Consider the following 21,407-nt stretch of genomic DNA (forward strand, 5'->3'; position numbering starts at 1 on the left):
GCTTAGGTCTTGCCCTTGAAGACCGGCGCGCGCGCCGCAAGATTGGCGGCGATCTGTTCCATCTGGTGCGGCTTGCCGATAAGATCGGCCTGCTCGCGGCTTTCGGCCAAGAGGATGTCATCCTCGTCTGCGCCGCTTTCCGCCACACCGATAAGGCGCTTGGCGGCGCGGATGGCCGAGGGGCTTTTGGCGGCAATCTGCGCCGCAAGATCGCGCGCGGCCGCAAGCGGATCATCGGCGATCTCGGTGACAAGGCCCCAGTCAAGCGCCTGCGTGGCCTCAACCGGCGTGGCGCTATAGGTCAGGCGGCGGATCACGTCGCTGCGCGTCAGCCCGCGCAAGAGCACCATACCGCCCATATCGGGGATCAACCCCCATTTCATCTCCATCACCGCAAGCTTGGCATCAGGCCCGGCGATGCGGATATCGGCGCCAAGGGCCAGTTGAAACCCCGCGCCGTAGACCGCGCCATGCAGGGCGGCGATCACCGGCACCGGCACCCGGCGCCAGACCATCGCCACCTCCTGAAAGAGATTGGTATTGCCATGGCTGCGCGGCATGATCAGCGCCTCTGGATCGGTCGCCGCGAACTTGGCAAAGCTCATCACGTCAAGCCCGGCGCAAAACGCCTGTCCTTCGCCTGTCAGAACCACGGCACGAACATCGCTTTCGCAGAGCTCTTGACCGGCGGCGACAATCGCCTCGGCCATCTCCGGGTCAACCGCGTTGCGCTTGTCGGCGCGCGTCAGGGTGACTGTGGCGATGTGGTTGTCGAACTCGACGCGGACCCGGCTCATGGCGCTCTCCTTTGGCTGTGTCGGCATGAAACACCAACTGCCGTGGCAAGGCCAGACCGACGTGGCGGCAAACCCTTGCACGCGCCCGGCCGATCCCGTTAACTGCGCGCCATGGATACACCGCGCTACACCGACCTTGTTCAATCCCTGCCCGCCAACGTGCCTTTTGTCGGCCCCGAGGAACAGGAACGCGCCCGCGGCGCGCCCTTTGCCGCCCGCCTTGGGGCGAATGAAAACATCTTTGGCCCCTCGCCGTCGGCGATTGCCGCGATGTGCGCCGAGGCCGAAAATGTGTGGAAATACGGCGATCCGACAAGCCATGATCTGCGCGTCGCTCTGGCCGACCGGATGGGCGTTGCGACCGAAAGCATCCTTGTCGGCGAAGGCATCGACGGCCTGCTTGGCAACCTCGTGCGCCTGCTGATTGCACCGGGTGACGCCGTGGTCACCTCGGACGGGGCCTATCCGACGTTCAACTATCATGTCGCGGGCTTTGGCGGGGTGCTGCACAAGGTGCCTTACCGCGACGACCACGAGGATTTGACCGCGCTGATGATCCGCGCGCACGAGGTCGGGGCAAAGCTGATCTATCTGGCCAATCCCGACAACCCGATGGGCACATGGCACAAAGGCGCCGATATTGTCGCCGCACTGGATCGGCTGCCCGAGGGCTGTTTGCTCCTGCTGGACGAGGCTTATGTCGAATTCGCCCCCGAAGACACCGCCGCCCCGGTGGCCGGGAATGATCCCCGCGTGATCCGGATGCGCACATTTTCAAAGGCTTACGGCATGGCTGGCGCGCGCATCGGCTATGCGATTGGCGCGCCCGATCTGATCCGCAGCTTTGACAAGATCCGCAATCATTTCGGCATGAACCGGATGGCGCAGGTCGGCGCGCTCGCGGCGCTGAATGACACCGCATGGCTTGCGGATATTCAGGCCAAGGTGGCCGATCCGCGCAATTCCATCGCGCGGATCGCCGCCGAAAACGGGCTGACAAGCCTGCCCTCGGCAACCAATTTCGTCGCCGTGGACTGTGGCCGGGACGGCGATTTCGCCCGCGCCGTGCTTGGTGCCCTGGTGGCGCGTGGGGTTTTCGTGCGGATGCCCTTTGTCGCGCCGCAAGATCGCTGTATCCGCATAAGCTGTGGCCGACCAGAGGATCTGGCGGTGCTGGCGGAGGCCCTGCCCCAGGCGCTTGCAGAGGCGCGCGGATAACGGCCAATGGCGAGAGACGGGCAATAATTAACCTGACAGGCGGAATTATCGCGCTAAACTTGCGCCATGAATCGTAGAAACATGCCCTCTGCCCCCAATTACACCAACGCCGCTCTGGTGATGGGCCTGGTGAATTTGGTCTGGGTGTTCATGGTGATCTGGGCAAAGCTTGGCCTGTTGGCCGTGCTCGCCACGGGCTATGTCCTTAACAAGCTGATCAACCGGATCGCACGGGCGCGCTAACGCCCGGCAATCACCCGCGCCGCCGCCGACACGGCCCCCGCGCCATGCGGGATATCAAGCGCGGCAAACCCCGCCTCGATCACCCCAAGCGCGCCCATCACCATATGCGCATTCACATGCCCCATATGGCCGATGCGGAAAAACCCGTGCCAAGCCGGATCATTCGGCTCTGTCATGCCAAGCCCGATGCCGAGCGTCAGCCCGGCCTCATCCTCGACCCATTTGCGAAGGCGCGAGCCATGCGGCGCGCCGATGCGCAAGGCGGTGACCGCCCGGCTGCGCAGGGCGGGGTCGGCGACATTAAGCTCCAGCGGGCCATCCGTGCCCCAGGTCTCGCAGGCGGTCCAGATCGCGCGGGCAAGCTGATCGTGGCGCGCCCAGATCGCCTCGATGCCTTCGGCATTGATCATGTCAAGCGCCGCGCGCAGCCCGTAAAGGTGATGCGTCGGCGCCGTGCCGCCGAAATACTGATAGAACATCTCCGGGTTGGCACGCGGCCCCCAATCCCAATAGCGGGTGACATTCGCCATTGCAGCGCGCGCCGCAGCGGCCTTGTCGTTAAAGAAAACAAAGCCAAGGCCCGGCGGCACCATCAGGCCCTTCTGGCTTGCCGCGACCATCACATCGACACCCCATTCATCCATCTCAAACCGGTCGCACCCCAGCGAAGCAATGCAATCGGCCATCAAAAGCGCAGGATGCCCGGCGCCGTCCAAGGCGGCGCGAATCGCCGCCACATCGTTGAGCACCGAGGTCGAAGTATCCACATGCGTGGCCAGAACCGCCTTGATGGTGTGGCCCTTGTCAGCGCGCAAGGCCGCTTCAAGCTGATCCGGGTCAACCGGAGCACGCTTGCCGAAATCAAGCATCTGCGTTTCGATCCCCTGCCCGCGCGCCACCTCGGCCCAGCCATGGCCAAACCGCCCGGTCGCAGGCACAAGAACCCGCTCGCCCGGCGCAATCGTGTTGGCAAGGGCCGCCTCCCATGCGCCATGGCCATTGCTGATATAGATCGCCACATGGCCCTTGGTGCGCGCCACCGCCGCCAGATCGGGGATCAGGCCCGCGGTCATTTCGATCACCTCGCCCTCATAGATATTGGGCGCCGAGCGGTGCATCGCGCGCAACACCTCTTCGGGCATGACCGAAGGGCCGGGAATGGCGAGGTAAGGGCGACCCTGGGATAGGCTCATGTCTGTGTTCTCCTGGCGATTGAGGCGCCGACATTACGCCGCTTTGGCGCGCCGTCAATCGCTGATCGCCGACTTGCCATGCGGCGTCTGGCCCCCTAAACCGGGCCAAGCCGGGCCAAGCCGCCCCCGCCAATCAAAGAGCCTTGCCCGTATGAGCCTTTTCAAACGGATTTCCAATTGGGAGCGCGCGCTGCGGGCGTCTTATAATACCGACCTTTCGACCCCGGAGAACCGCCGACGCGCCGAGATCTATAACCTGTGGTTCGATCATGCGGTTCTGCGCAGGGTCTGGAGCAATTGCTTTCAGGTCGCACCGGGGGTGTACCGGTCGAACCAGCCGACGCATGAGCGTTTCGAGCGGCTCAGCGCCGCAGGGGTGCGCACGGTTCTGAACCTGCGCGGGGCGGCGGGGGCGGCGCATTACCTGGTTGAGGAAGAAAGCTGTCGCACGCTTGGGCTGACCCTTGTCAATTGCGCGCTTCAGGCCCGCGATGCCGCCCCGCCCGAGACCATACTTGCGTTGATCCATGCCTTTCGCGAGATCGAGAAACCCTTTGTGATGCATTGCAAATCCGGCGCTGACCGGGCCGGGTTTGCCGCGGCGATCTATCTTCTGGTGATTGAACGCCGCCCCCTGGCCGAGGCGCGCAAGATGCTTGCGGCGCGGTTCTGGCACTTCAAATGGTCCCGCACCGGCATTCTGGACTACATCCTTGACCAGTACGAGGCCCGCAATGCCCAAAGCCCGATCGGCTTTGAAGAGTGGATCGCCAGTGAATACGACCCGGACGCCCTTCAGGCGGCCTATCACGCGACGCACAAACCGCTATTTTGAGGCGCGATAGCGCGCCGCAAGGCGGGCCGGATCAGCGCCCAGAAAATACCGGCACAACAGGATCAGGTTGCGCCCGCCGCGCCGCAGCCAGCCATCGCGCCGATACCGCGCCGCACTTGTGCGCACCCGAAGCGGCAGAGCGGTAAGGCGACCGCGCAGGGCGCGCGCCATCGCCACATCCTCCATCAGCGCGATATCCGGGTAGCCCCCCACCGCGTCATATTCGGTGCGTGATATCAACAGGCCCTGATCGCCGTAAGGCAGCCCAAAAAGCCGCGAGCGCAGATTGGCCCAGCCCGCCACAAACCACGCCATGCCGCCGCCCGCATCAAACCCAAGCCGGAAATAGGCCGCCCCGCCGCGCGCCATGTGATCGCTCACCGCCCCGGACCAGCCAGCAGGCAAAACCGTGTCGGCATGCAGGAACAAAAGCCACTCGCCCGCCGCCACCTTGGCGCCGCGCCGCAATTGCCCGCCGCGCGAGGGCGCGCCCTGCACGATCACCGCACCGGCCGCATCGGCAATCGCAAGCGTGGCATCCCCCGATCCGCCATCGCTTATCACCAGCTCCCGGATCAGCCCCGCCTCAAGCCCCTCGATCAAGGCCGCAAGGCAGGCCGGCAGGGCCGCATCGGCATTCAATGTCGGGATCACCACGGTTAAAGCTGCGCGCATGAGGCCCCCCCCCTGTTGTCTTCGCCTGACAGACCTATATTACACCCGGACCACCAGTGGGAGAGGCGAATGACACGCAGCATTCTGGAAATCACCGGGTCAGACGCCGCGCATTTTCTGCAAGGCCTGATCACCAATGACATCACACGCCTCGATAAGGGGCTTGTCTATGCCGCGATGCTGACACCGCAGGGCAAATACCTGGCGGATTTCTTTCTGCTCTCGCAGGGAGAGGCGATCTGGCTTGATGTCGACAGCAGCCTTGCCGCCCCTCTGGCGCAACGTCTTGGCATGTACAAACTGCGCTCGGATGTGACCATTGCCGAGACCGACCGCCAGGTCTGGCGCGGAACCGGCCCCGCCCCCGAGGGCGCCCTGAGCGACCCGCGCCATCCCGAAATGGGCTGGCGGCTCTACGGCGATAAGGCTGGCGATGACGGCACGGATTTCGATGCGATCCGAGTGGCCCATTGCATCCCCGAAACCGGGGTTGAGCTGACCCCCGACAGCTTTATCCTTGAGGCCGGGCTTGAGCGGCTAGACGGTGTTGATTTTCGCAAGGGCTGTTACGTGGGCCAAGAAGTCACGGCGCGGATGAAACACAAGACCGAGCTGCGCAAGGGCCTGACCACCGTGGCGATCGACGGCGCGGCCCCGGTCGGCACCGACATTTCCACGCCCGATGGCAAGGCGGCCGGTACGCTTTACACACAGTCGGGCAATCGCGCGATTGCCTATTTGCGCTTTGATCGCGCCGTTGCTGGGATGACGGCCGACACAGCACGCATTGATCCGATCTAACCCGTAGGGTGGGTGAAACCCACGCTTCTTTGGGCCGAGTTCAAGAACGAGCGTGGGTTTCACCCACCCTACGTGACCACACCGAACGCGCGCCCGAACGAGAAGAGGCCCCACATCGGGGGCCTCTGTCATCTGGTATATTGCGTCAGCGGTTACGCGCGCTCTGCGTATTCCATCGTCTCGGTGTTGACGATGATATCCTCATCGACGCCCACGAACGGCGGCACCATCACCTTGACGCCATTGTCCAGAACGGCGGGCTTGAAGCTGTTGGCGGCGGTCTGGCCTTTAACGACCGGCTCGGTCTCGACGATCTTGCAGGTCACCTTTTGCGGCAGGGACGCATGCAACGCCTCGCTTTCGTGAAATTCGACCGTGATCGTCATGCCGTCCTGAAGGAACGGGCGGCGATCCCCGAGCAGGTCTGCGGGCAATTCGATCTGCTCATAGGTTTCGATATCCATGAACACCAGCTTGCCGTTTTCCTCATAGAGGAACTGCTGGTCTTTCTGTTCCAACCGCACCCGCTCGACCTTGTCGGCGCTGCGGAAGCGTTCGTTCAGTTTTGAACCGTTTCGCAGGTTGCGCATTTCAACCTGAGCAAACGCGCCCCCCTTGCCGGGTTTGACATGATCCACCTTGACCGCAGCCCAAAGGCCACCGTTATGCTCCAATACGTTACCGGGGCGGATTTCGTTTCCGTTGATCTTAGGCATTGCGTCCAAACCATGACAAAAGGTTGATAAGAAGTCTATGGCACCTATATCTGGCGTTACGATGGGTGGCAAGACAACGAGATATCGTTTTCGCGGAGGCGAGATATGCACAATTTGCATATAAGTTATGCGTATACGCTCTATCCGAATCAGTAAATCTCCGCCATAAGGAGCGCCACGCCCAAAACACAAGAGCAATAAGAACAAGGACGAATGATGAAGGATTTCGTTGACGGCACAGCGTTCAAGAGCGAACAGGGCAATCGTGCACGTAAACTTTTTGCGGCCGTTGTACTGGCCGCGCTGGATGATGCAATTTCCGACGACAAGAAATACGGCAATGGCCCCGAGCAGATCGCCCGTTGGGCGCGCTCACGCGATGGCCGCGAAGTCTTGTCTTGCGCCGGTATCGACCCGAACGAACGTGTTGTTTCGGGGTTGATGGATTTTGTCGCCAAAGGTGTACGTACCTCGGTCGCGCTGTCGCGTGAAGAGAGCGAACGTCGCAATGCTGCGGCCCAGGCCGAAGCGGCCTGACCGCGCCAAACCACCGTAGCTTTTCAAAGGCCCTGCCATAACTGGCGGGGCTTTTGCTTGTCCGGGGGTGCGGAAAACCACGGCGTACGCCCAATCATCGCTTTCACCGGGCGCGCCGCCTTTGTATCAATCCCGCAAGAGCAAGCGGGGAACAGGCCATGGCGCGCGCGATCATGATACAAGGGGCGGGCTCGAATGTGGGCAAGTCGATGCTGGTGGCCGGGCTTGCCCGCGCCTATCGCCTGCGCGGTCTTGGCGTCGCCCCGTTCAAGCCGCAGAACATGTCGAACAACGCCGCCGTCACCTGCGATGGCGGCGAGATTGGTCGCGCGCAGGCGCTTCAGGCCCTCGCCGCCGGGCGCGCGCCCCATACCGATATGAACCCGGTGCTGCTCAAGCCTGAATCCGACATCGGCGCGCAGGTCATCGTACAGGGCAAACGTTTTGCCACCCTGCGCGCACGCGATTACGCAAAGGCCAAACCCCAGCTTCTGGCCCCGGCGCTGGAAAGTTTTCACCGCCTTTGCCAAGGGACCGACCTTGTCCTGATCGAAGGCGCCGGAAGCCCCGCCGAGATCAACCTGCGCGCGGGCGACATTGCCAACATGGGCTTTGCCGAGGCCGCGGGCGTCCCGGTGATCCTTGTCGGCGATATTGATCGGGGCGGCGTGATCGCCCAGATCGTCGGCACGCAGGCGGTTCTGCCCGCCGCCGACGCCGCGCATATCAAAGGCTTTGCAATCAACAAGTTCCGGGGCGACGTCAGCCTGTTTGACGAGGGCGTGACCGAGATCACCACGCGCACCGGCTGGCCCTCGCTTGGGGTCATCCCGTGGTTTGATCAGGCCTGGCGCCTGCCCGCCGAGGATGTGATGGATATCGCCTCGACCAGGGGCGGCGCCTTCAAGGTGGCGGTGCCCCGCCTTGGGCGGATCGCCAATTTCGATGACCTCGATCCGCTCTCGGGCGAGCCGGACCTGAGCGTCGAAATCGTCCAGCCCGGTCAGCCCCTGCCCGGCGACGCCGATCTGGTGCTGATCCCCGGCAGCAAATCCACCATCGCCGATCTTGCGGATTTCCGGCGCAATGGCTGGGATATCGACCTTGCCGCTCATATCCGGCGCGGCGGGCATGTCTTGGGCATTTGCGGTGGCTATCAGATGCTTGGCCAACAGATCAACGACCCCAAAGGCATCGAGGGTCCCCCCTCTTCGGTGGCGGGCCTTGGCCATCTCGATGTGATCACCACCATGCGCCCCGAAAAACGGCTGGCGCTGACCAGCGCCACCTATCTGGCGACGGGTGACCAGGTGGAGGGTTACGAAATCCACCTTGGCCACACCACCGGGCCCGATTGTGATCGCGCGTGGCTGGCGATTGGCGAGCGTCCCGAAGGCGCGGCCACGGTGGATGGTCGGGTGCGCGGTGCCTATCTGCACGGGCTGTTTGCCAGCGACGCCTTTCGCGCGGCCTTTCTTGGCGATCTTGGGGCCGCGTCAGGCCTGAGCTATGGCGAAAATGTCGAAGAGACGCTCGATGCGCTTGCCGCACATCTTGAACGTCATATGGATCTGGATCTGCTGCTATCGCTCAGCGCCGAGCCGACGGCCTAGAGCCCGTCGCGTTCATTCGAATTCACGTGACATGCTCTGACCTATTGATTTCGCATGTTCGAGTAGCTCAAAACCGGGCCCCACTTTTGAGCAATATACGCTAATCCATATCCTGACTTGCCAACGCGCGGTGGATTTCGCGGCGGACAAGTTTGCGCACGTTGCGGGTGATCCGTTCGCCAAGGGCGCCCTGCAATTCCTGGCGCACGATTTCAGACACCATATCGCGCAGCGCCTCTTCGTCGAGAACCGCATCGTCAAGCATCATGCCGCTATCTTCGCCCCAGTCTTCCACCGGCGGGACCGGCATCGCCTCGCGCTCCCATGTCTGCGCATGCCGGAACGAGGCAACCTCATCGGCCTCGGCCCAATCTGGATCGGCCGACAGCTCTTCTTCGTCCGGGGCGTCGGCCCGGTCGCCTTCGTCACTCCATGAAAGCGACGTCACCCGGCCGCCAGCGTAATCATCCTCCGATTCGCCGTCGGGTTCCCATTGATCGTCACGGCTGGCAACAGCCGCCTCAAACTCGGCTGCCTGCGCTTCCAGGTCGCTGAGCAAGGCAGTATCGTCCTGTGATTCGCTCTCATCAGCTGTGCCTGCATCAGCGGCGGCCTGACCCTGATCGGCAGAGGCGGTTGCGTCGTCATCCTCTTGCATGGCTTCATCGGCCTCGAATGCGGGATCGACCGCGTCCAGCCAGATATCACCCTCAGGCGCGGTCGCGTCATGATGCGGCTCGGCCGGGGCCTCGATCTGGTCGTCTTGGGTCCGGTCGTCTTGCGTTGCGCAATCTTCGTCGCCGAGGCGCAGCGCGTCACTCTTGAGTGCCTCGGCGTGATCTTCATCCACAGCGGCGGCCATGCTGACCTCCTCCTGCGCAGCATCTTCAACAGCATCGACGCGAGCCTCGCGACCCGAGGCCGCGCCGTCTTGCGGGTCGGGCCGATGTTGGTCGGAGTCGTCCTGAGGTGGAGCAATGCCTGACTGATCGACGCCGTCGCGGTCGTCGACGCGCAAGGATGGCGTTAAAACAAGCCTGTTTGCGGTCTCGGCCTTTGGCGTGTCCATCGGCTCGGGCTGAACAGAAACACTGTCCTGGCCATTCGACACAAGTCGCCGGATAGAGGACAGCACATCCTCGATTTCCACATTGGTCACGGGGTCGGACATTTTCAACTACCACTCTTGCCTGATCACAGCTTACCCCTGAGGGCCTTTTCGCACAACCGATTCACACAATCGATTAGGAAGAGTTTTAGTTTTTGCCGATTGCGCGCAGAACGCGGTCAAGCTTTTTGCCCTGCGGGCTCATGTCAACCGGGGCGTCCTTGACCAAATCGTAATAGGCATTCGGGTCGTAGGTCTGCACCCCAAGGTTCAGATCCTTCGCCGTCAATTCCCCGATCGAGGACAGCACCGAATAGGCCGCAATGACCACATCGGCATTCGCCGAAATCAGGTTGGCCTTGGCGTCCAGCAAATCCTGCTCGGCATCCAGCACATCAAGCGTAGTGCGCGCGCCAAGCTTGGCCTCTTCGCGCACCCCTTCAAAGGCAACCGTGGCGGCGCGCACTTCTTCGCGGCTGGCCTCGCGGCTGGCACGGGCGGCGCGCAGGTTGGCATAGGCATCGCCCACATCCTGTGTCACCTGAAGGCCCGCAAGATGCAGTGCGCCGCGCTGCGCATCACGCTGTGCCATCGCCTGTCGTCTGGCGGAGCTAAGCTGCCCGCCCTGATAGATCGGGCCGCGCAATTCCACGCCGACACTGCCGCTATTGGTATAATCGCTTCCGGACAGCTCCTCACTGACGCCAAGCTGTCCTGTCAGGCTCAGCGAGGGCTTCATCGCCGCTGCCGCCGCCTGAATATTCAGCTCGGCCGCAGCGACATCATGCTGGGCCTTCAACAGATCGGGATGGCGGCGCATTGCCACGGATTTGGCCGCCTGGACATCGCCCGAGAGGTCAGGCATCGCCGTCGGCGATCTGAGCGCGCCGGGGCTGCGCCCGATGGCCGAGCGGAATTCTTCGACCGCGCGGGCAAGATCACCCTGCGCCCCGGCAAGCCCGCTTTGCGCGCTGGCAACGGCGGCCTCGGCCTGGGCGACATCGGTGCGGGTCACTTCGCCGACCTCAAAGCGATCCTGGGCGGCCTGCAGTTCCTGGCGCAAAAGCCGCAGGTTGTTTTCGCGCAACGCCACGAATTCGCTGTTGCGGATCACGTTCATATAGGCATTCACGCCGGTCAGCAGCACGAGTTGCTCAATGCTGATCAGAGTTTGGCGTGTCGCAAGAACCGTTTCCTTGGTCGCTTCGACAATCAGATTTGTGCGACCGAAATCATAGATCAGAAGGCTTGCCGTGACGCCAAGGTTAGCGCTTGTGCTGCTGGTGCTTCGAGACACGCCAAAGCTTCGGGTGCGACCGAAATCGTGGCTGACATCGGTGCTCCAGTCGATGATCGGGCGCAGCCCGCCAACCGCCTGCGCCACATCCTCATCGGCGGCACGCAACAAGGCGCGGTTCTGATCAAGCAGGCCGCTGTTGATATAGGCGCTTTTGAGGGCATCCGCGAGCGTTTCGGCGCGCGCGGCAAGCGGCGCCGACAACAGCACAGCAAGCCCAAGAGCGGTGCCAATGGATGTGACTGTCATCTTAAGTTTCAACGTCCGCTCCCTTGAGCTGCTGATCGGAGGCCGCAACAGGCCCGGTTCAAAGCGTAAACGCCGCGTGGCGTTCGAATCCGGGCATGACCGGCGCCCCGGCATTGAAGGCAAAGCGCCAGTTGATCGCACCGTCGATCTTATAGCCGATCCGCACCACGCCAAGCGCGCCCTCCATGAACAGACAGGCAATCCGCCCGCCCTCTTTCAACTGATCTGTCAGGGCCTCGGGCAGATGCTCGACCGCGCCCTGAATGGTGATCACGTCATAGGGGCCATGATCCGGCGCGCCCTGCGCCAAAGCCCCCTCATGCATGATCACGTTATCGGCCCCATTATCGGCCAACACGCGTTGTGCCTCCTGCGCCAGGTCGGCGTCATCTTCGACCGCGACAACCGCCTCGGCCATGCGTGCCATGATCGCCGAGGAATACCCGAGACCGGGGCCGATATCGAGAACAAGATCATCGCCTTCAATCTCAAGCGCATCTAGCATTTTGGCCAATGTGCGCGGCTCAAGCATCACGCGCCCGCCGCCGATATCGACATTTTCCCCCATATAGGCGGCTTCGCGCAGAGCCCGCGGCACGAAGGCCTCGCGTGGCACGGCAAGCATGGCGTCGATGATCGGAAATTTCGTCACATCCGAGGGGCGGACCTGCGTATCCACCATCATCGTGCGCCGGGCGGCATAATCTGTCATGAGCTAAACTCTCGGCTTCGGAATCCTATGATCGGGTTTTGGCACAGAACCCGCCCGGCGGCAACGCCTAGCCATGGCGAAAACCGCTGATTGCCCACTTGCACAGGCCCGAGCGATCAGATAATCGACATCAACCACGGTCGGCGGCGAGTTGGCGGAGTGGTTACGCAGCGGATTGCAAATCCGTGTACACCGGTTCGATTCCGGTACTCGCCTCCATTTAAAATCAACCACTTAGCTGATTTCTGAAAAACGCGCCCCGGCGCGTCTAAACAATTGTCTAAACATTCTGTTTTTGTTCTGTTCGCTTTTTCGGCGTAAAAGAACACCGCCTAAGCTCTGAAAAATAGCGCTGTGTCAGCTACGGCACGCAGCAGAAAATCACAGCTAGCCAGTCAGCACGCCCTAGCGTTCGCCCCGCGCGCGCTGGCTCTCACTTTCTAAGCATGTGGTTTGACGGTTCGCGGTGCACTGGCGCTGCCGCACTCAGCGGCGGAGCCGCAGCGTTGACGCGATGCGCTGTAAAGCCAGAGGCGTTTCGGGCACGGGGGTCCCCGCGCAAGCGGGGGTGTGTCCGAAGGTTTCCATCAGCCTTTGGTCTCCCCCCTCGCAGACAAGGTTGTCCAGGGCGACGCGCAGCTTGCGAGCATCGCCCTAGACTTCCTTGTCCCGCGCCTCCGGTAAAACCGGGCGCGCCACCCTGCCCGACCGCTCGATCTTCGAGCGGGCGGGCCGGATATCCCCCTTCTTGGTAGTATATCCCTCTAGTGGTGGCAACGACAAGAAACGTAGGGGAGTAAAGAGCACTTGCCGCAATCCTTATCTCGAGGTGACGAGATCGGCTCAAGTTCTCGGAGTGAGGTAACATAATGTTTCAATTGTTACACGTTTCTATATAACTCTAGTGGTGGCTCGCCGTGATGTCCGATTTGCTCCCAGTGACCGTTACGTCCTAGCGTCAACCTCAGAACAGTTTGCATGGGTTTCCCATTCGTCCGAACCGGCGCGCGAACTGAAATTCCGAGGGGCTGGCTATGACCATGAATAGGATCACTGGCGTTTTTATGCAGATCGCGATGATATCGCGCTGCTCGGAAACGTGGTGGAATGCTTCAGCGGTCCAACGCGCAGCATCCCTGTCCTTTTGGGGGGTGTGAAAAGATGGCGTCCACCAAACTCGAACAATCGGCTCTCAGCCTGCTCACCGCCTTCGAAAACGCGGGCAAGTCGGTCAGCCGTGTCATCGTGGAAGGGAGAAAGATTGAGATTGTCCTCGCCACGGAGCATGATGGCGATGATTTCGACAGGATAGATATGCGCCATGGCAAAACGTGAACTTCCAAAGCACGTCTACAGGCAAAGCAATGGTATTTACTTCCAACGGCGCGGCTGGCCGTCGCAAAAGTTCCAATCCGAATTTGGAACGGCGGAATTCTGGACAGAGTATGCTGGCATACTCTCTCAAAAGGACAGGCCCCGCAAAGTGGTGACCCGCAATTTTGGGGCGTTGATCGACCACTATAGAAAATCCCCGCGATACAAGAACCTCAAGCCGCGCACCGGTCTGGATTACGACAAGTACCTCGACTTCTTTCGCGAGATCATGGGCGATGCGAACCCGGCCAAGATGCAGCGCAAGGACGTGATCCGCCTACGCGACTCGAACGCCGAGAAAGCCTATTTCGCCAATTATTCGCTCCGCGTGTTGCGTGTCCTCATGGAACACTGCGTTGACCTTGGCTGGCGGGAAACCAATCCGGCCCGTGGGGTGCCCGAAATCAAAACCGCCAAAACAGAGCGCGAGCCTTGGCCGCGCGAGCTTCTCGACGTCTACCGGGCACATTGCCCCCTCGGCACCAGAGAACGCCTCGTCATGGAGCTTTGCGTTGGCACTGGCCAGAGGATTGGCGACGTTCTGACCATGCGCTGGTCGAACATCGAAAACGGCGCTGTCTGGGTCCGGCAAAGCAAAACCTCAAAAGAGCTTTGGGTGCCGATCCTGCCCGAGCTACAGGCCGCGCTCGACGCCGCCAGCCGCCACTCGGTCTACATCCTGACAAATGAGCGGGGCACGAACCGCTGGTCCTATAGAGGCGCCTCAGCGGCCGTCAGGAAGGTCAGAGAGCAAATCGGAGCCTTGGCCTACGATATTCACAGTTGGCGCTACAACGCTGCCTGTGAGCTTCTGGAAGCCGGTTGCGGTGACGACCTGATCGCGGCGGTGACGGGCCAAAGCCCCGCGATGGTCCAGCACTACACAAAGAAGGTCCGTCAGCGCATCCGCGCGGTGCAGGCGCAGCAGATGCGGACAGAACAGCATCGGCCCTGAGAGACGGCACCCAGCCGACTGTCGTGGCGAGATGATTGACACTAAGCCCCTTCGAAAAGGGCGGATTCCGGCCATTCGCCGCAAGCGCGAGCCAACCATCCCGTAACATTAAAAGCCGACATTCAGGCAACCCTCAAACGGGGCATCACTCTGCGCCGCCGCATGGCCGCAAAGAGACCAATGCGATCCTGAAGGTCTTCCGGGAAATCATCCCAAATGAGTGGAAAACCTTCCGAAGCCAAGTGTCTGGCAACTTCAGGGTCGTCACGCACAAAAAATTTCGGGTTTTGGGGTAAGGGACGTATAACGAATATAAATTGCGTCTAATAAGAGAAATGCTCATGTTTGAGTTATGGACATCACTCTTATTAAGACATTCCTGGAAGTCGCCGCCTCCGGATCATTCGTTTCCGCTTCGGAACGCCTGTTTGTGACCCAGTCTGCTGTATCATTACGCATCCAGCGCCTGGAAGACTCTCTGGGGCGGCCACTGTTCACCCGGTCCAAATCGGGCGCGGAGCTGACTGCCGCAGGACGGGAATTTGAAAGTTACGCTCTGAGCCTGATCAGAATCTGGGCAGAGGCCCGACAAAAGGTCGCCATACCCGAGGGATATCGAAAAAGCCTTACGATAGGCGCGCAATATTCGCTTTGGCCGCGAGTCGGCTTTCGGTGGATAGACAGGTTGCGCGAGACGATGCCGGATCTGAATTTGCGCGCCGAGCTGGGCATGCCAGATCGTCTGACGCGGTTCATGACCGAAGGTATGGTTCATGTGGCCCTTCTCTATACGCCGCAGCTACGACCGGGGTTTACGGCACATAAGGTCATGGAAGATGAGTTGGTTCTGGTTGCGCCGTGGCCAGAACCGACCATGGATCTGAAGGGGCGTTATCTGTTTATTGATTGGGGGCCGGAGTTTGTTCAGGCGCATTCGATCGAATTGCCTGAGCTCACGAACCCCGGCCTGACATTTTCGCTTGGCGCGCTGGCAATCAAATTCATCCTCTCCCGGAATTACGCCGCTTATTTACCTGCCCGATTTGTCAAACGCTACATTGACAGCGGGGAACTGCATCTTGTCCCTGACGCACCGCTATTTCCCTATCCTTTCTGGGCGGTCTGGCGCGAAGACCTCGATGAGGAAGTTGCAAAAACAGCACAGTCCGCGCTCGCATTTGTCACTGCAAATCTGGATGCCGAGCAAGAGACCGTTTTGGGCCAACTACGAAAAATCAGTAAATCTCAGACGGTTGGCGTACTCGGCGATGGGTGAGTCCCATCTAACAAGTAATACTCGTTTTAAGCATAAGTAAATTGAATTTCCCTAATGTGTTGGGCGTTCGTATTTCCACTCTCAGCAGAGATGCTCCCGTTCAAATGAACTGAGCGGGTCACCTTTTTGGGAGAGGAATGACCCATGAAAAATGTAACGAAATTCGCCACAGCCTCGACTCTGGCGCTGCTGCTTGCTGCCCCAGCATATTCGCAAGGCCGGGTCGTCGGTATCGAAAGCCTTGATGACAGCATTGAAGATGCCCAGTACGAGATTAACCAGGAACTGGACAACAATCTGGATAGTGGCCGCTACGGCACCAACCAGTTCGCTCAGGGTTGGGCCGGTAGCTTTTCGATTGGTCTCAACGGAACTTCGGGCAACACCGACACGATCGATGGGACAATTGCCGGGCGTCTGCGCTATGGTAATGGTCCTTGGAACCACTCGATCGGATTCTTGGGCCAGTACGCCGAAGATAACAATGACAAAAACAAGGAAGAGGCTTTCCTTACCTACGAAGCTAACCGTTATCTGACCGAAAGGGCCTACATCTTTGGTCTGGGTAGTTTTGCCTATGACGGATTCGATACCAACAAATACGACGCGTTCCTTGGTGCAGGTCCGGGTTACCGTATCGTCAACAACCCCAACATGACCTGGCGCGTACAAGCCGGCCCCGGTGTTCGCTATGTCGAAGATCAAAATGGCAATGAAGACACTGACGTTGCAGGCATCGCATCATCGCGCGTATTTCAGAAGTTGACCGACTCGGTTTTTCTGACGCTCGATACCGATGTCCTGTTCTCTCAAGCAGACATTACACTTGTGAACGATCTCGGCGTGACATTCAAAATGACCGACGTACTTTCAACCCGCGTGGGCCTGCGGACCGAATGGATCAACGACCCACTACCCGGCCTGAAAGACACCGACAACTCACTCAACGTGTCGATGATCGTCAGCTTCTAAGTTAGCGTTACCCAAAATCAAATCGGGGCAGAGAAATCTGCCCCTTTTTGTGGGCGAAACCCACACGTCGCAGCTCAAAGTCGGTCCCCACCGCTGCCCGGCGTATACTTGCGACGCCAACCAAGGTCTTCCAGGCCGCGGCCCGTCACCGATGAATCCGGGCCAACGAGGACCTCGATCACCGCGTTCTGGCGAGCCTGCTTCATCTCTGCCCCGGAGACGAGAATGGGGCTCACGGAATCAAAGTCCGCTTTCGAGAAGCTGCATCGCAGCGTTGTAGGGAGCGGCCAAAGTCAGCTCTAGGCCGAAACCTTTCCTCATTTATGGAAAACTTGCATATGCCCACGCTGTCTGGCAGCCGCTTTCCAATGTTTCTTGCGCACGCCTTCTGGTTCCAAGTGTTTGTACTTTCCACCAGAGAACTTGGGCCAGTCGAGCGCCATTCCCATGCGGACCATTTCCGCGCTTAGATCGCGACCATCCGGCAGAAAGCAGGTTGCGACCAGCCGGTCATAGGACAATTCCGGCTCGATCTCGGCAGTAATGATTTGCCCCTTGCAAAGGCTCACTAACTCCCATTTCGCCTTTTTGCCCCAAGGATGCTCAAGCTCTGGCGCGTCGATACCCGCCAAGCGCAAGCTCACTTTTCCGATCCGGATCGTATCTCCATCGACCACGTAGCATTTCCCTGTGAGCGTAGTCTCGTGTGGATGGCTCGGGGCTTGGGCAGGCTTGGGTGCCTGAGTGCGCGGCGCAACAGGCTGTGACGGTATCGGCTGACGCGCGGGTCGTGGAACAGGGGTGACAATTTTGCGGGATCGCGGCGGCTCCCGCCGTTTCGCGGGGCGGTTGGAAAACAACGCACGAATAAGCATTCGGAGCAAATTAGACACCTCAAAGCTGATTAAGGAGAATTTGTTCGCTTCAAAATGGGTCCATTTTATGACGACCGTCAACACCGAACTGCCCAATGCCGGTGAATGAAGACGACCAAAGATAGCCGGTGAAACGGTGTTTTAGTCACAGTAAACCGTGCCTGCGGTGTCTAAACATTCATCGTATGTTCCGCCGGAAAACGCACCACTTCTAAACATAAATTCATTTAAAATCAGCTATATACCTAGTTTTGCAAATCCGTGTACACCGGTTCGATTCCGGTACTCGCCTCCAATAAAATCAATGGGTTATGAATTTCTCTGCTCATTGGGTATCACCTCTGGTATCAATTTCACGTTCTGTGTCTGTTCTGTTCGGGGTCATTTGCGCTTTGCTGCTGCCTGCCGCGCCCGCATGATTTGCCGCGCCTTGCCCGCATATTTAATGATCATCGCTTTGGATGTGTGGCCGCTGTAGCTGGCGTTTTCGTCGTCTGTGCAGCCCGCCCATGCCAATTCCATCACTCCACGATAGCGCAGCGCATGCTGGTCAATAGGCCATAAGGCCCAGGCCAGTCTCCCTAAATCGTCTTTGGTTAATGCCCTGACGACGAACGAGGCAAAGCGTCATGAAAAGAAGCCACGTGCATGATTGCGGCCTGCGAGGTATCTCCATCCATCGTCAATTTCGGACCTATTGGTAGTGCACTCATACCTATACGATCAAGCCAACGTCTGAAAACGTAAGGGACAATACCAATGACGTGTGTTGCGCCCTCATCGACAACCGCCTTTGCCATTTCCAGCATAAGTCGTGTTTGAACGGTGAGGCGGCGCGCAGCAGGCACGTCAGCTGAGATAAAGAGCCGTGTTGCTTCCCAAATAAAGTCTGCTGTAGGGGCTTCCTCATAAAGGACATAAGGGGGGATGCTGTTTATAACGCCAAGCTGTGCGTCGCGCAGCATGTAGCTATAACAACCGCACCGCGCTTTTGTTGGCAATATCCTTATCCCGGCGAGTATCTTTCCATATTCGTGCAACACGATGGAGCGGGACTGCGGCGTGTCATATTGATCAAACTCCATTTCGTCGGTCTGCGGAAGATCCCAGGCTTTGACGTCAATAAACACGTGCTTTCGGGCGGTAAGAAAATCCGCATAGAGTTCGCCGTACAAATGTGCGGTTTTTACGGACAAAACTGTGCTGCGAATACGATCATTTCGCTCGTCGCCCCCACGGTCTTTCAAAGCGTGGGTTGGAGCGGATGTAGCTTTCGGGCGCACTTGCTTAGCGTCTGATGCGGGTGGCAAAATTTCCGGAAATAGTTCTCGAGCAGACGCAGGTCGCGCATGACGGGACAGGTAACCCATGGATTATACGGCCTTGATTGTTATTCTAGTTTCTGTCTCTCTCCGAGACTTTACTGAGTAATAGACACGGATAAGTAATCTTGCCACAATCTTGCCGCTATTGTGCTTTTAGGAAAGCTTAAGGTGGATAAATGTTGCTTTAATGCAACCCAAAGTCGTATCACCGACTATCGAGGGGGCTTACATTTGCGGGGTATTTTGGACAAAGGCACACCTTCGGAGGTCCAGGACCTAAAGCCGATCAGGCGTAGAATTCGTGAATACGCTAAAGTTGGGATAAAGCTCTTTATTCAACGCTTGGTGATTTACACTGTGGCTGCTGGTCTGGCCGGTGCATATTATGACTGGCTTACTGCTGCGGTTTTCTATGTCTTGGTTATGCTGTGCGAAGTGTATGATGGATATACATTTCGAAGCATCTTGGCATTACGCGTTTGGCGACAAGCCGACGTCCGCGCGTCACTTAGGAAAATTTATCTCGGGACAATAACCAGTTCCATTGCGATTTCACTATTTGCCGTCTCGTTTGCATTGCAACAGAGTTCTGAATCAGGGCATTTCATGCCAATGTTCATACTCGTTTCAGCATCAATTTTCGCCACGATGAACAATCACCAGTTTATTCCAGTGCTTGCACTTCGTCTGTCGATCTATATCGCCGCAATCATCTTTATTCCAACCTATGATTTATGGGTCATTGCACCTCCTTTGTCTTCTGAACTGTGGCTGAATTTTTTCACCATTTTTTTTGTTCTAGGATTTTTGTTCGAACTCGCACGGACCTTTCTCACAGGATACTCTGCTTACCAAAAGAGCCACCTGAAACTGGAAGAAGAACATGAAAAAACCAAGGTTGCCTATATTGCCAAGACCCAGTTTCTCGCCACCGTCAGCCACGAGTTGCGTACACCACTGACATCAATCAAAGGAGGGCTGTCACTTGTCCGTTCGGGCGCATTGGGTGATGTTCCCGAAAAAATGCGTGTCCCTTTCGAAATTGCGGAGCGGAACTCGAACCGATTGGCGGATCTCGTAGACGATCTCTTGTTATTGCAAAGCATCGAGAGTGGTAGGCTGGAATTGATGATGGAGACCGTGGATCTTGGGCAATTGGTACTGGAAACAATAGAACAGTTTGAACCATTTGCTAAAAGCGAAAATGTTGTCGTAAATACAAACGCTAAAGAGGGCGAATTCTGGGTCAAATGCGATGCCAAGAGGATTGATCAGGTAATCAAAAACCTATTGTCCAATGCGGCAAAGTTCTCGAATGGGCAAGGCGATATTACGGTATCAATCGAGCGCAAGCATGAACATATCCGCATTTCGATTGCCGATCAGGGTATTGGCATCCCTGAAGGCTCCCAAGACAAGATATTCGCGGAATTTGGTCAAATAGATTCCTCTGATACTCGGAAACACAAGGGAACGGGGCTAGGCTTGAGTATTTCAAAACGCATCATCGAAGCCCATGACGCTCGGATGAATTATACAAGCGCCCTTGGAAAGGGAACGACATTCGTCATCGAAATGTTGAGTGTTTGAAGTGACTTGGCTCCGCCCCGCTTTCGTGCGGCCTCAAGGGCTTGTTCGAGCCACCTTTCGCCTTGAAGGCGGCAGAGCGTTTAGGGCGTGATGCTGAGTGGTACTTGCGCCCAAAGGCGCCAGTTTCCGGTTGGAAACCCCATAGCCTTGCCGCAAGAGGTAGCCTGACGGAGCAGGGGGAACGGTCCTTGCCCAACGGCTTGTGACGGCGGGTTGACGTGGCGGGCAAGGCGTATTCGACCAATAGGCCCCGCGCTGTCGGCCTTGAGAACAACGGGTGTGTATTTCGGGCCGTCTTGCTAGAAAGGCAAAAAAGTCCGCTGGTAAATTGAGGAGCGCCGCATGAAAAAAGCACTGATCACAGGCATTACCGGTCAGGACGGGTCGTATCTGGCTGAATTCCTGTTGGAAAAGGGCTATGAGGTTCACGGAATAAAGCGGCGGGCGTCGCTGTTCAACACGCAGCGGATTGACCACATCTATGAAGATCCGCACGAGCGGAACCCCAAGCTTCACCTGCATTATGGCGATCTGTCGGACACATCGAACCTGACCCGCATCATTCAGGAAGTGCGCCCCGACGAGATTTACAATCTCGGCGCGCAAAGCCATGTCGCGGTGAGTTTCGAGGCGCCGGAATATACCGCCGATGTCGATGCGATCGGGGCTCTGCGCCTTTTGGAGGCGGTGCGCTTTCTCGGCCTGGACAAGACGACGCGCTTTTATCAGGCCTCGACATCAGAGCTATACGGTCTGGTGCAGGAAACCCCGCAAACCGAGACAACCCCGTTTCACCCGCGCTCGCCCTATGCGGTGGCCAAGCTTTATTCCTATTGGATCACGGTCAATTACCGCGAGGCTTACGGCATGTATGCCTGCAACGGTATTCTCTTTAACCATGAGAGCCCGCGCCGCGGCGAAACCTTCGTGACCCGCAAGATCACCCGCGGGCTGGCCAATATCGCGCAGGGCATCGAGGACTGTCTTTACATGGGCAATATCGACGCGCTGCGCGACTGGGGCCATGCCAAGGATTATGTCCGCAT

22 protein-coding genes and 1 tRNA gene are annotated in these 21,407 nt (G+C 58.7%); 13 read left to right on the forward strand and 10 right to left on the reverse strand.

The annotated features are described in order from the left end of the window. Window positions 1–2: 2 nt before the first annotated feature. A complete protein-coding gene (locus BMZ91_RS12640; protein ID WP_092839450.1) occupies window positions 3–797 on the reverse strand; it encodes a crotonase/enoyl-CoA hydratase family protein in 795 nt (264 codons plus the stop codon). A gap of 111 nt (window positions 798–908) precedes the next feature. Here BMZ91_RS12640 and BMZ91_RS12645 point away from each other — a divergent pair, with 111 nt between their 5' ends. Next, the gene (locus BMZ91_RS12645; protein ID WP_092839364.1) at window positions 909–2,015 is read left to right on the forward strand and encodes a pyridoxal phosphate-dependent aminotransferase; all 1,107 of its coding nucleotides are present in this window, start codon (window positions 909–911) and stop codon (window positions 2,013–2,015) included. A gap of 66 nt (window positions 2,016–2,081) precedes the next feature. Further along, the gene (locus tag BMZ91_RS21475; protein ID WP_177193862.1) at window positions 2,082–2,258 is read left to right on the forward strand and encodes a hypothetical protein; all 177 of its coding nucleotides are present in this window, start codon (window positions 2,082–2,084) and stop codon (window positions 2,256–2,258) included. Here BMZ91_RS21475 and BMZ91_RS12650 read toward each other — a convergent pair. Then, window positions 2,255–3,451, reverse strand: a complete 1,197-nt coding sequence (locus tag BMZ91_RS12650) for a pyridoxal-phosphate-dependent aminotransferase family protein (RefSeq protein WP_092839367.1) — start codon at window positions 3,449–3,451, stop codon at window positions 2,255–2,257. The two genes, BMZ91_RS21475 and BMZ91_RS12650, sit on opposite strands and share 4 nt — an antisense overlap. A gap of 151 nt (window positions 3,452–3,602) precedes the next feature. On the opposite strand from BMZ91_RS12650, the gene BMZ91_RS12655 reads away from it, so the two are divergent. After that, window positions 3,603–4,286, forward strand: coding sequence for a fused DSP-PTPase phosphatase/NAD kinase-like protein (locus tag BMZ91_RS12655; protein ID WP_092839370.1), 684 nt, complete (start codon window positions 3,603–3,605; stop codon window positions 4,284–4,286). Here BMZ91_RS12655 and BMZ91_RS12660 read toward each other — a convergent pair. Beyond that, window positions 4,278–4,961 (reverse strand): TIGR04283 family arsenosugar biosynthesis glycosyltransferase, encoded by a 684-nt coding sequence (locus BMZ91_RS12660; protein WP_092839373.1) that lies wholly within the window; start codon window positions 4,959–4,961, stop codon window positions 4,278–4,280. The two genes, BMZ91_RS12655 and BMZ91_RS12660, sit on opposite strands and share 9 nt — an antisense overlap. A 69-nt stretch (window positions 4,962–5,030) precedes the next feature. On the opposite strand from BMZ91_RS12660, the gene ygfZ reads away from it, so the two are divergent. Next, the gene (ygfZ, locus tag BMZ91_RS12665) at window positions 5,031–5,762 is read left to right on the forward strand and encodes a CAF17-like 4Fe-4S cluster assembly/insertion protein YgfZ (RefSeq protein ID WP_092839376.1); all 732 of its coding nucleotides are present in this window, start codon (window positions 5,031–5,033) and stop codon (window positions 5,760–5,762) included. Window positions 5,763–5,914: 152 nt separating this feature from the next. Here the strand turns inward: ygfZ and efp are convergent, their stop codons facing one another. Beyond that, window positions 5,915–6,478, reverse strand: a complete 564-nt coding sequence (gene efp, locus BMZ91_RS12670; protein WP_092839378.1) for an elongation factor P — start codon at window positions 6,476–6,478, stop codon at window positions 5,915–5,917. A gap of 216 nt (window positions 6,479–6,694) precedes the next feature. Between efp and BMZ91_RS12675 the strand changes: the two genes are divergently transcribed. Then, window positions 6,695–7,015, forward strand: a complete 321-nt coding sequence (locus BMZ91_RS12675) for a DUF6280 family protein (protein WP_073195726.1) — start codon at window positions 6,695–6,697, stop codon at window positions 7,013–7,015. 158 nt (window positions 7,016–7,173) lie between these two features. Next, on the forward strand, window positions 7,174–8,628 hold the full coding sequence (locus BMZ91_RS12680; RefSeq protein WP_092839381.1) for a cobyric acid synthase: 1,455 nt from the start codon (window positions 7,174–7,176) through the stop codon (window positions 8,626–8,628). 100 nt (window positions 8,629–8,728) lie between these two features. On the opposite strand, the gene BMZ91_RS12685 is transcribed toward BMZ91_RS12680, so the two are convergent. The 3 genes from BMZ91_RS12685 to BMZ91_RS12695 all read right to left on the reverse strand — a co-directional run bounded on the left by BMZ91_RS12685 (window position 8,729) and on the right by BMZ91_RS12695 (window position 11,994). Further along, window positions 8,729–9,799 carry a hypothetical protein gene (locus BMZ91_RS12685; RefSeq protein ID WP_092839384.1) on the reverse strand — a complete coding sequence of 357 codons (1,071 nt, stop codon included), beginning with the start codon at window positions 9,797–9,799 and terminating at the stop codon, window positions 8,729–8,731. Window positions 9,800–9,884: 85 nt separating this feature from the next. After that, window positions 9,885–11,282, reverse strand: coding sequence for a TolC family outer membrane protein (locus BMZ91_RS12690; protein WP_092839387.1), 1,398 nt, complete (start codon window positions 11,280–11,282; stop codon window positions 9,885–9,887). A gap of 58 nt (window positions 11,283–11,340) precedes the next feature. After that, entirely contained in the window at window positions 11,341–11,994 is a 654-nt protein-coding gene (locus BMZ91_RS12695; protein ID WP_092839389.1) for a protein-L-isoaspartate O-methyltransferase family protein, read from the reverse strand. Between the two features lie 145 nt (window positions 11,995–12,139). Here BMZ91_RS12695 and BMZ91_RS12700 point away from each other — a divergent pair. The 5 genes from BMZ91_RS12700 (at window position 12,140) to BMZ91_RS12725 (ending at window position 16,571) form a co-directional block, all read left to right on the forward strand. Then, a tRNA-Cys gene (locus BMZ91_RS12700) sits at window positions 12,140–12,213 on the forward strand. A gap of 942 nt (window positions 12,214–13,155) precedes the next feature. Beyond that, the gene (locus BMZ91_RS21480; RefSeq protein WP_177193865.1) at window positions 13,156–13,329 is read left to right on the forward strand and encodes a hypothetical protein; all 174 of its coding nucleotides are present in this window, start codon (window positions 13,156–13,158) and stop codon (window positions 13,327–13,329) included. Between the two features lie 151 nt (window positions 13,330–13,480). Continuing rightward, the gene (locus tag BMZ91_RS12710) at window positions 13,481–14,323 is read left to right on the forward strand and encodes a tyrosine-type recombinase/integrase (protein WP_177193866.1); all 843 of its coding nucleotides are present in this window, start codon (window positions 13,481–13,483) and stop codon (window positions 14,321–14,323) included. 352 nt (window positions 14,324–14,675) lie between these two features. Next, window positions 14,676–15,599, forward strand: a complete 924-nt coding sequence (locus BMZ91_RS12720; RefSeq protein ID WP_092839401.1) for a LysR family transcriptional regulator — start codon at window positions 14,676–14,678, stop codon at window positions 15,597–15,599. A 144-nt stretch (window positions 15,600–15,743) separates the two neighbouring features. Then, the gene (locus tag BMZ91_RS12725; protein ID WP_245736357.1) at window positions 15,744–16,571 is read left to right on the forward strand and encodes a DUF481 domain-containing protein; all 828 of its coding nucleotides are present in this window, start codon (window positions 15,744–15,746) and stop codon (window positions 16,569–16,571) included. A gap of 317 nt (window positions 16,572–16,888) precedes the next feature. On the opposite strand, the gene BMZ91_RS21800 is transcribed toward BMZ91_RS12725, so the two are convergent. The 3 genes from BMZ91_RS21800 to BMZ91_RS12740 all read right to left on the reverse strand — a co-directional run bounded on the left by BMZ91_RS21800 (window position 16,889) and on the right by BMZ91_RS12740 (window position 18,816). Further along, window positions 16,889–17,248 (reverse strand): thermonuclease family protein, encoded by a 360-nt coding sequence (locus BMZ91_RS21800; RefSeq protein WP_245736359.1) that lies wholly within the window; start codon window positions 17,246–17,248, stop codon window positions 16,889–16,891. A 579-nt stretch (window positions 17,249–17,827) separates the two neighbouring features. Continuing rightward, entirely contained in the window at window positions 17,828–17,968 is a 141-nt protein-coding gene (locus BMZ91_RS12735; RefSeq protein WP_245736361.1) for a hypothetical protein, read from the reverse strand. A gap of 74 nt (window positions 17,969–18,042) precedes the next feature. Continuing rightward, window positions 18,043–18,816 (reverse strand): acyl-homoserine-lactone synthase, encoded by a 774-nt coding sequence (locus tag BMZ91_RS12740; protein WP_092839404.1) that lies wholly within the window; start codon window positions 18,814–18,816, stop codon window positions 18,043–18,045. 186 nt (window positions 18,817–19,002) lie between these two features. On the opposite strand from BMZ91_RS12740, the gene BMZ91_RS12745 reads away from it, so the two are divergent. Together BMZ91_RS12745 and gmd are read left to right on the forward strand one after the other, a co-directional pair. Continuing rightward, a complete protein-coding gene (locus tag BMZ91_RS12745) occupies window positions 19,003–20,361 on the forward strand; it encodes a sensor histidine kinase (RefSeq protein ID WP_245736363.1) in 1,359 nt (452 codons plus the stop codon). A gap of 342 nt (window positions 20,362–20,703) precedes the next feature. Further along, the coding region (gene gmd / locus BMZ91_RS12750; protein WP_092839410.1) for a GDP-mannose 4,6-dehydratase at window positions 20,704–21,407 on the forward strand (704 nt) is incomplete at its 3' end.

The sequence above is a fragment of the Roseovarius lutimaris genome (assembly GCF_900115165.1).
In the GTDB taxonomy this organism is placed as follows: Bacteria; Pseudomonadota; Alphaproteobacteria; order Rhodobacterales; family Rhodobacteraceae; genus Roseovarius; species Roseovarius lutimaris.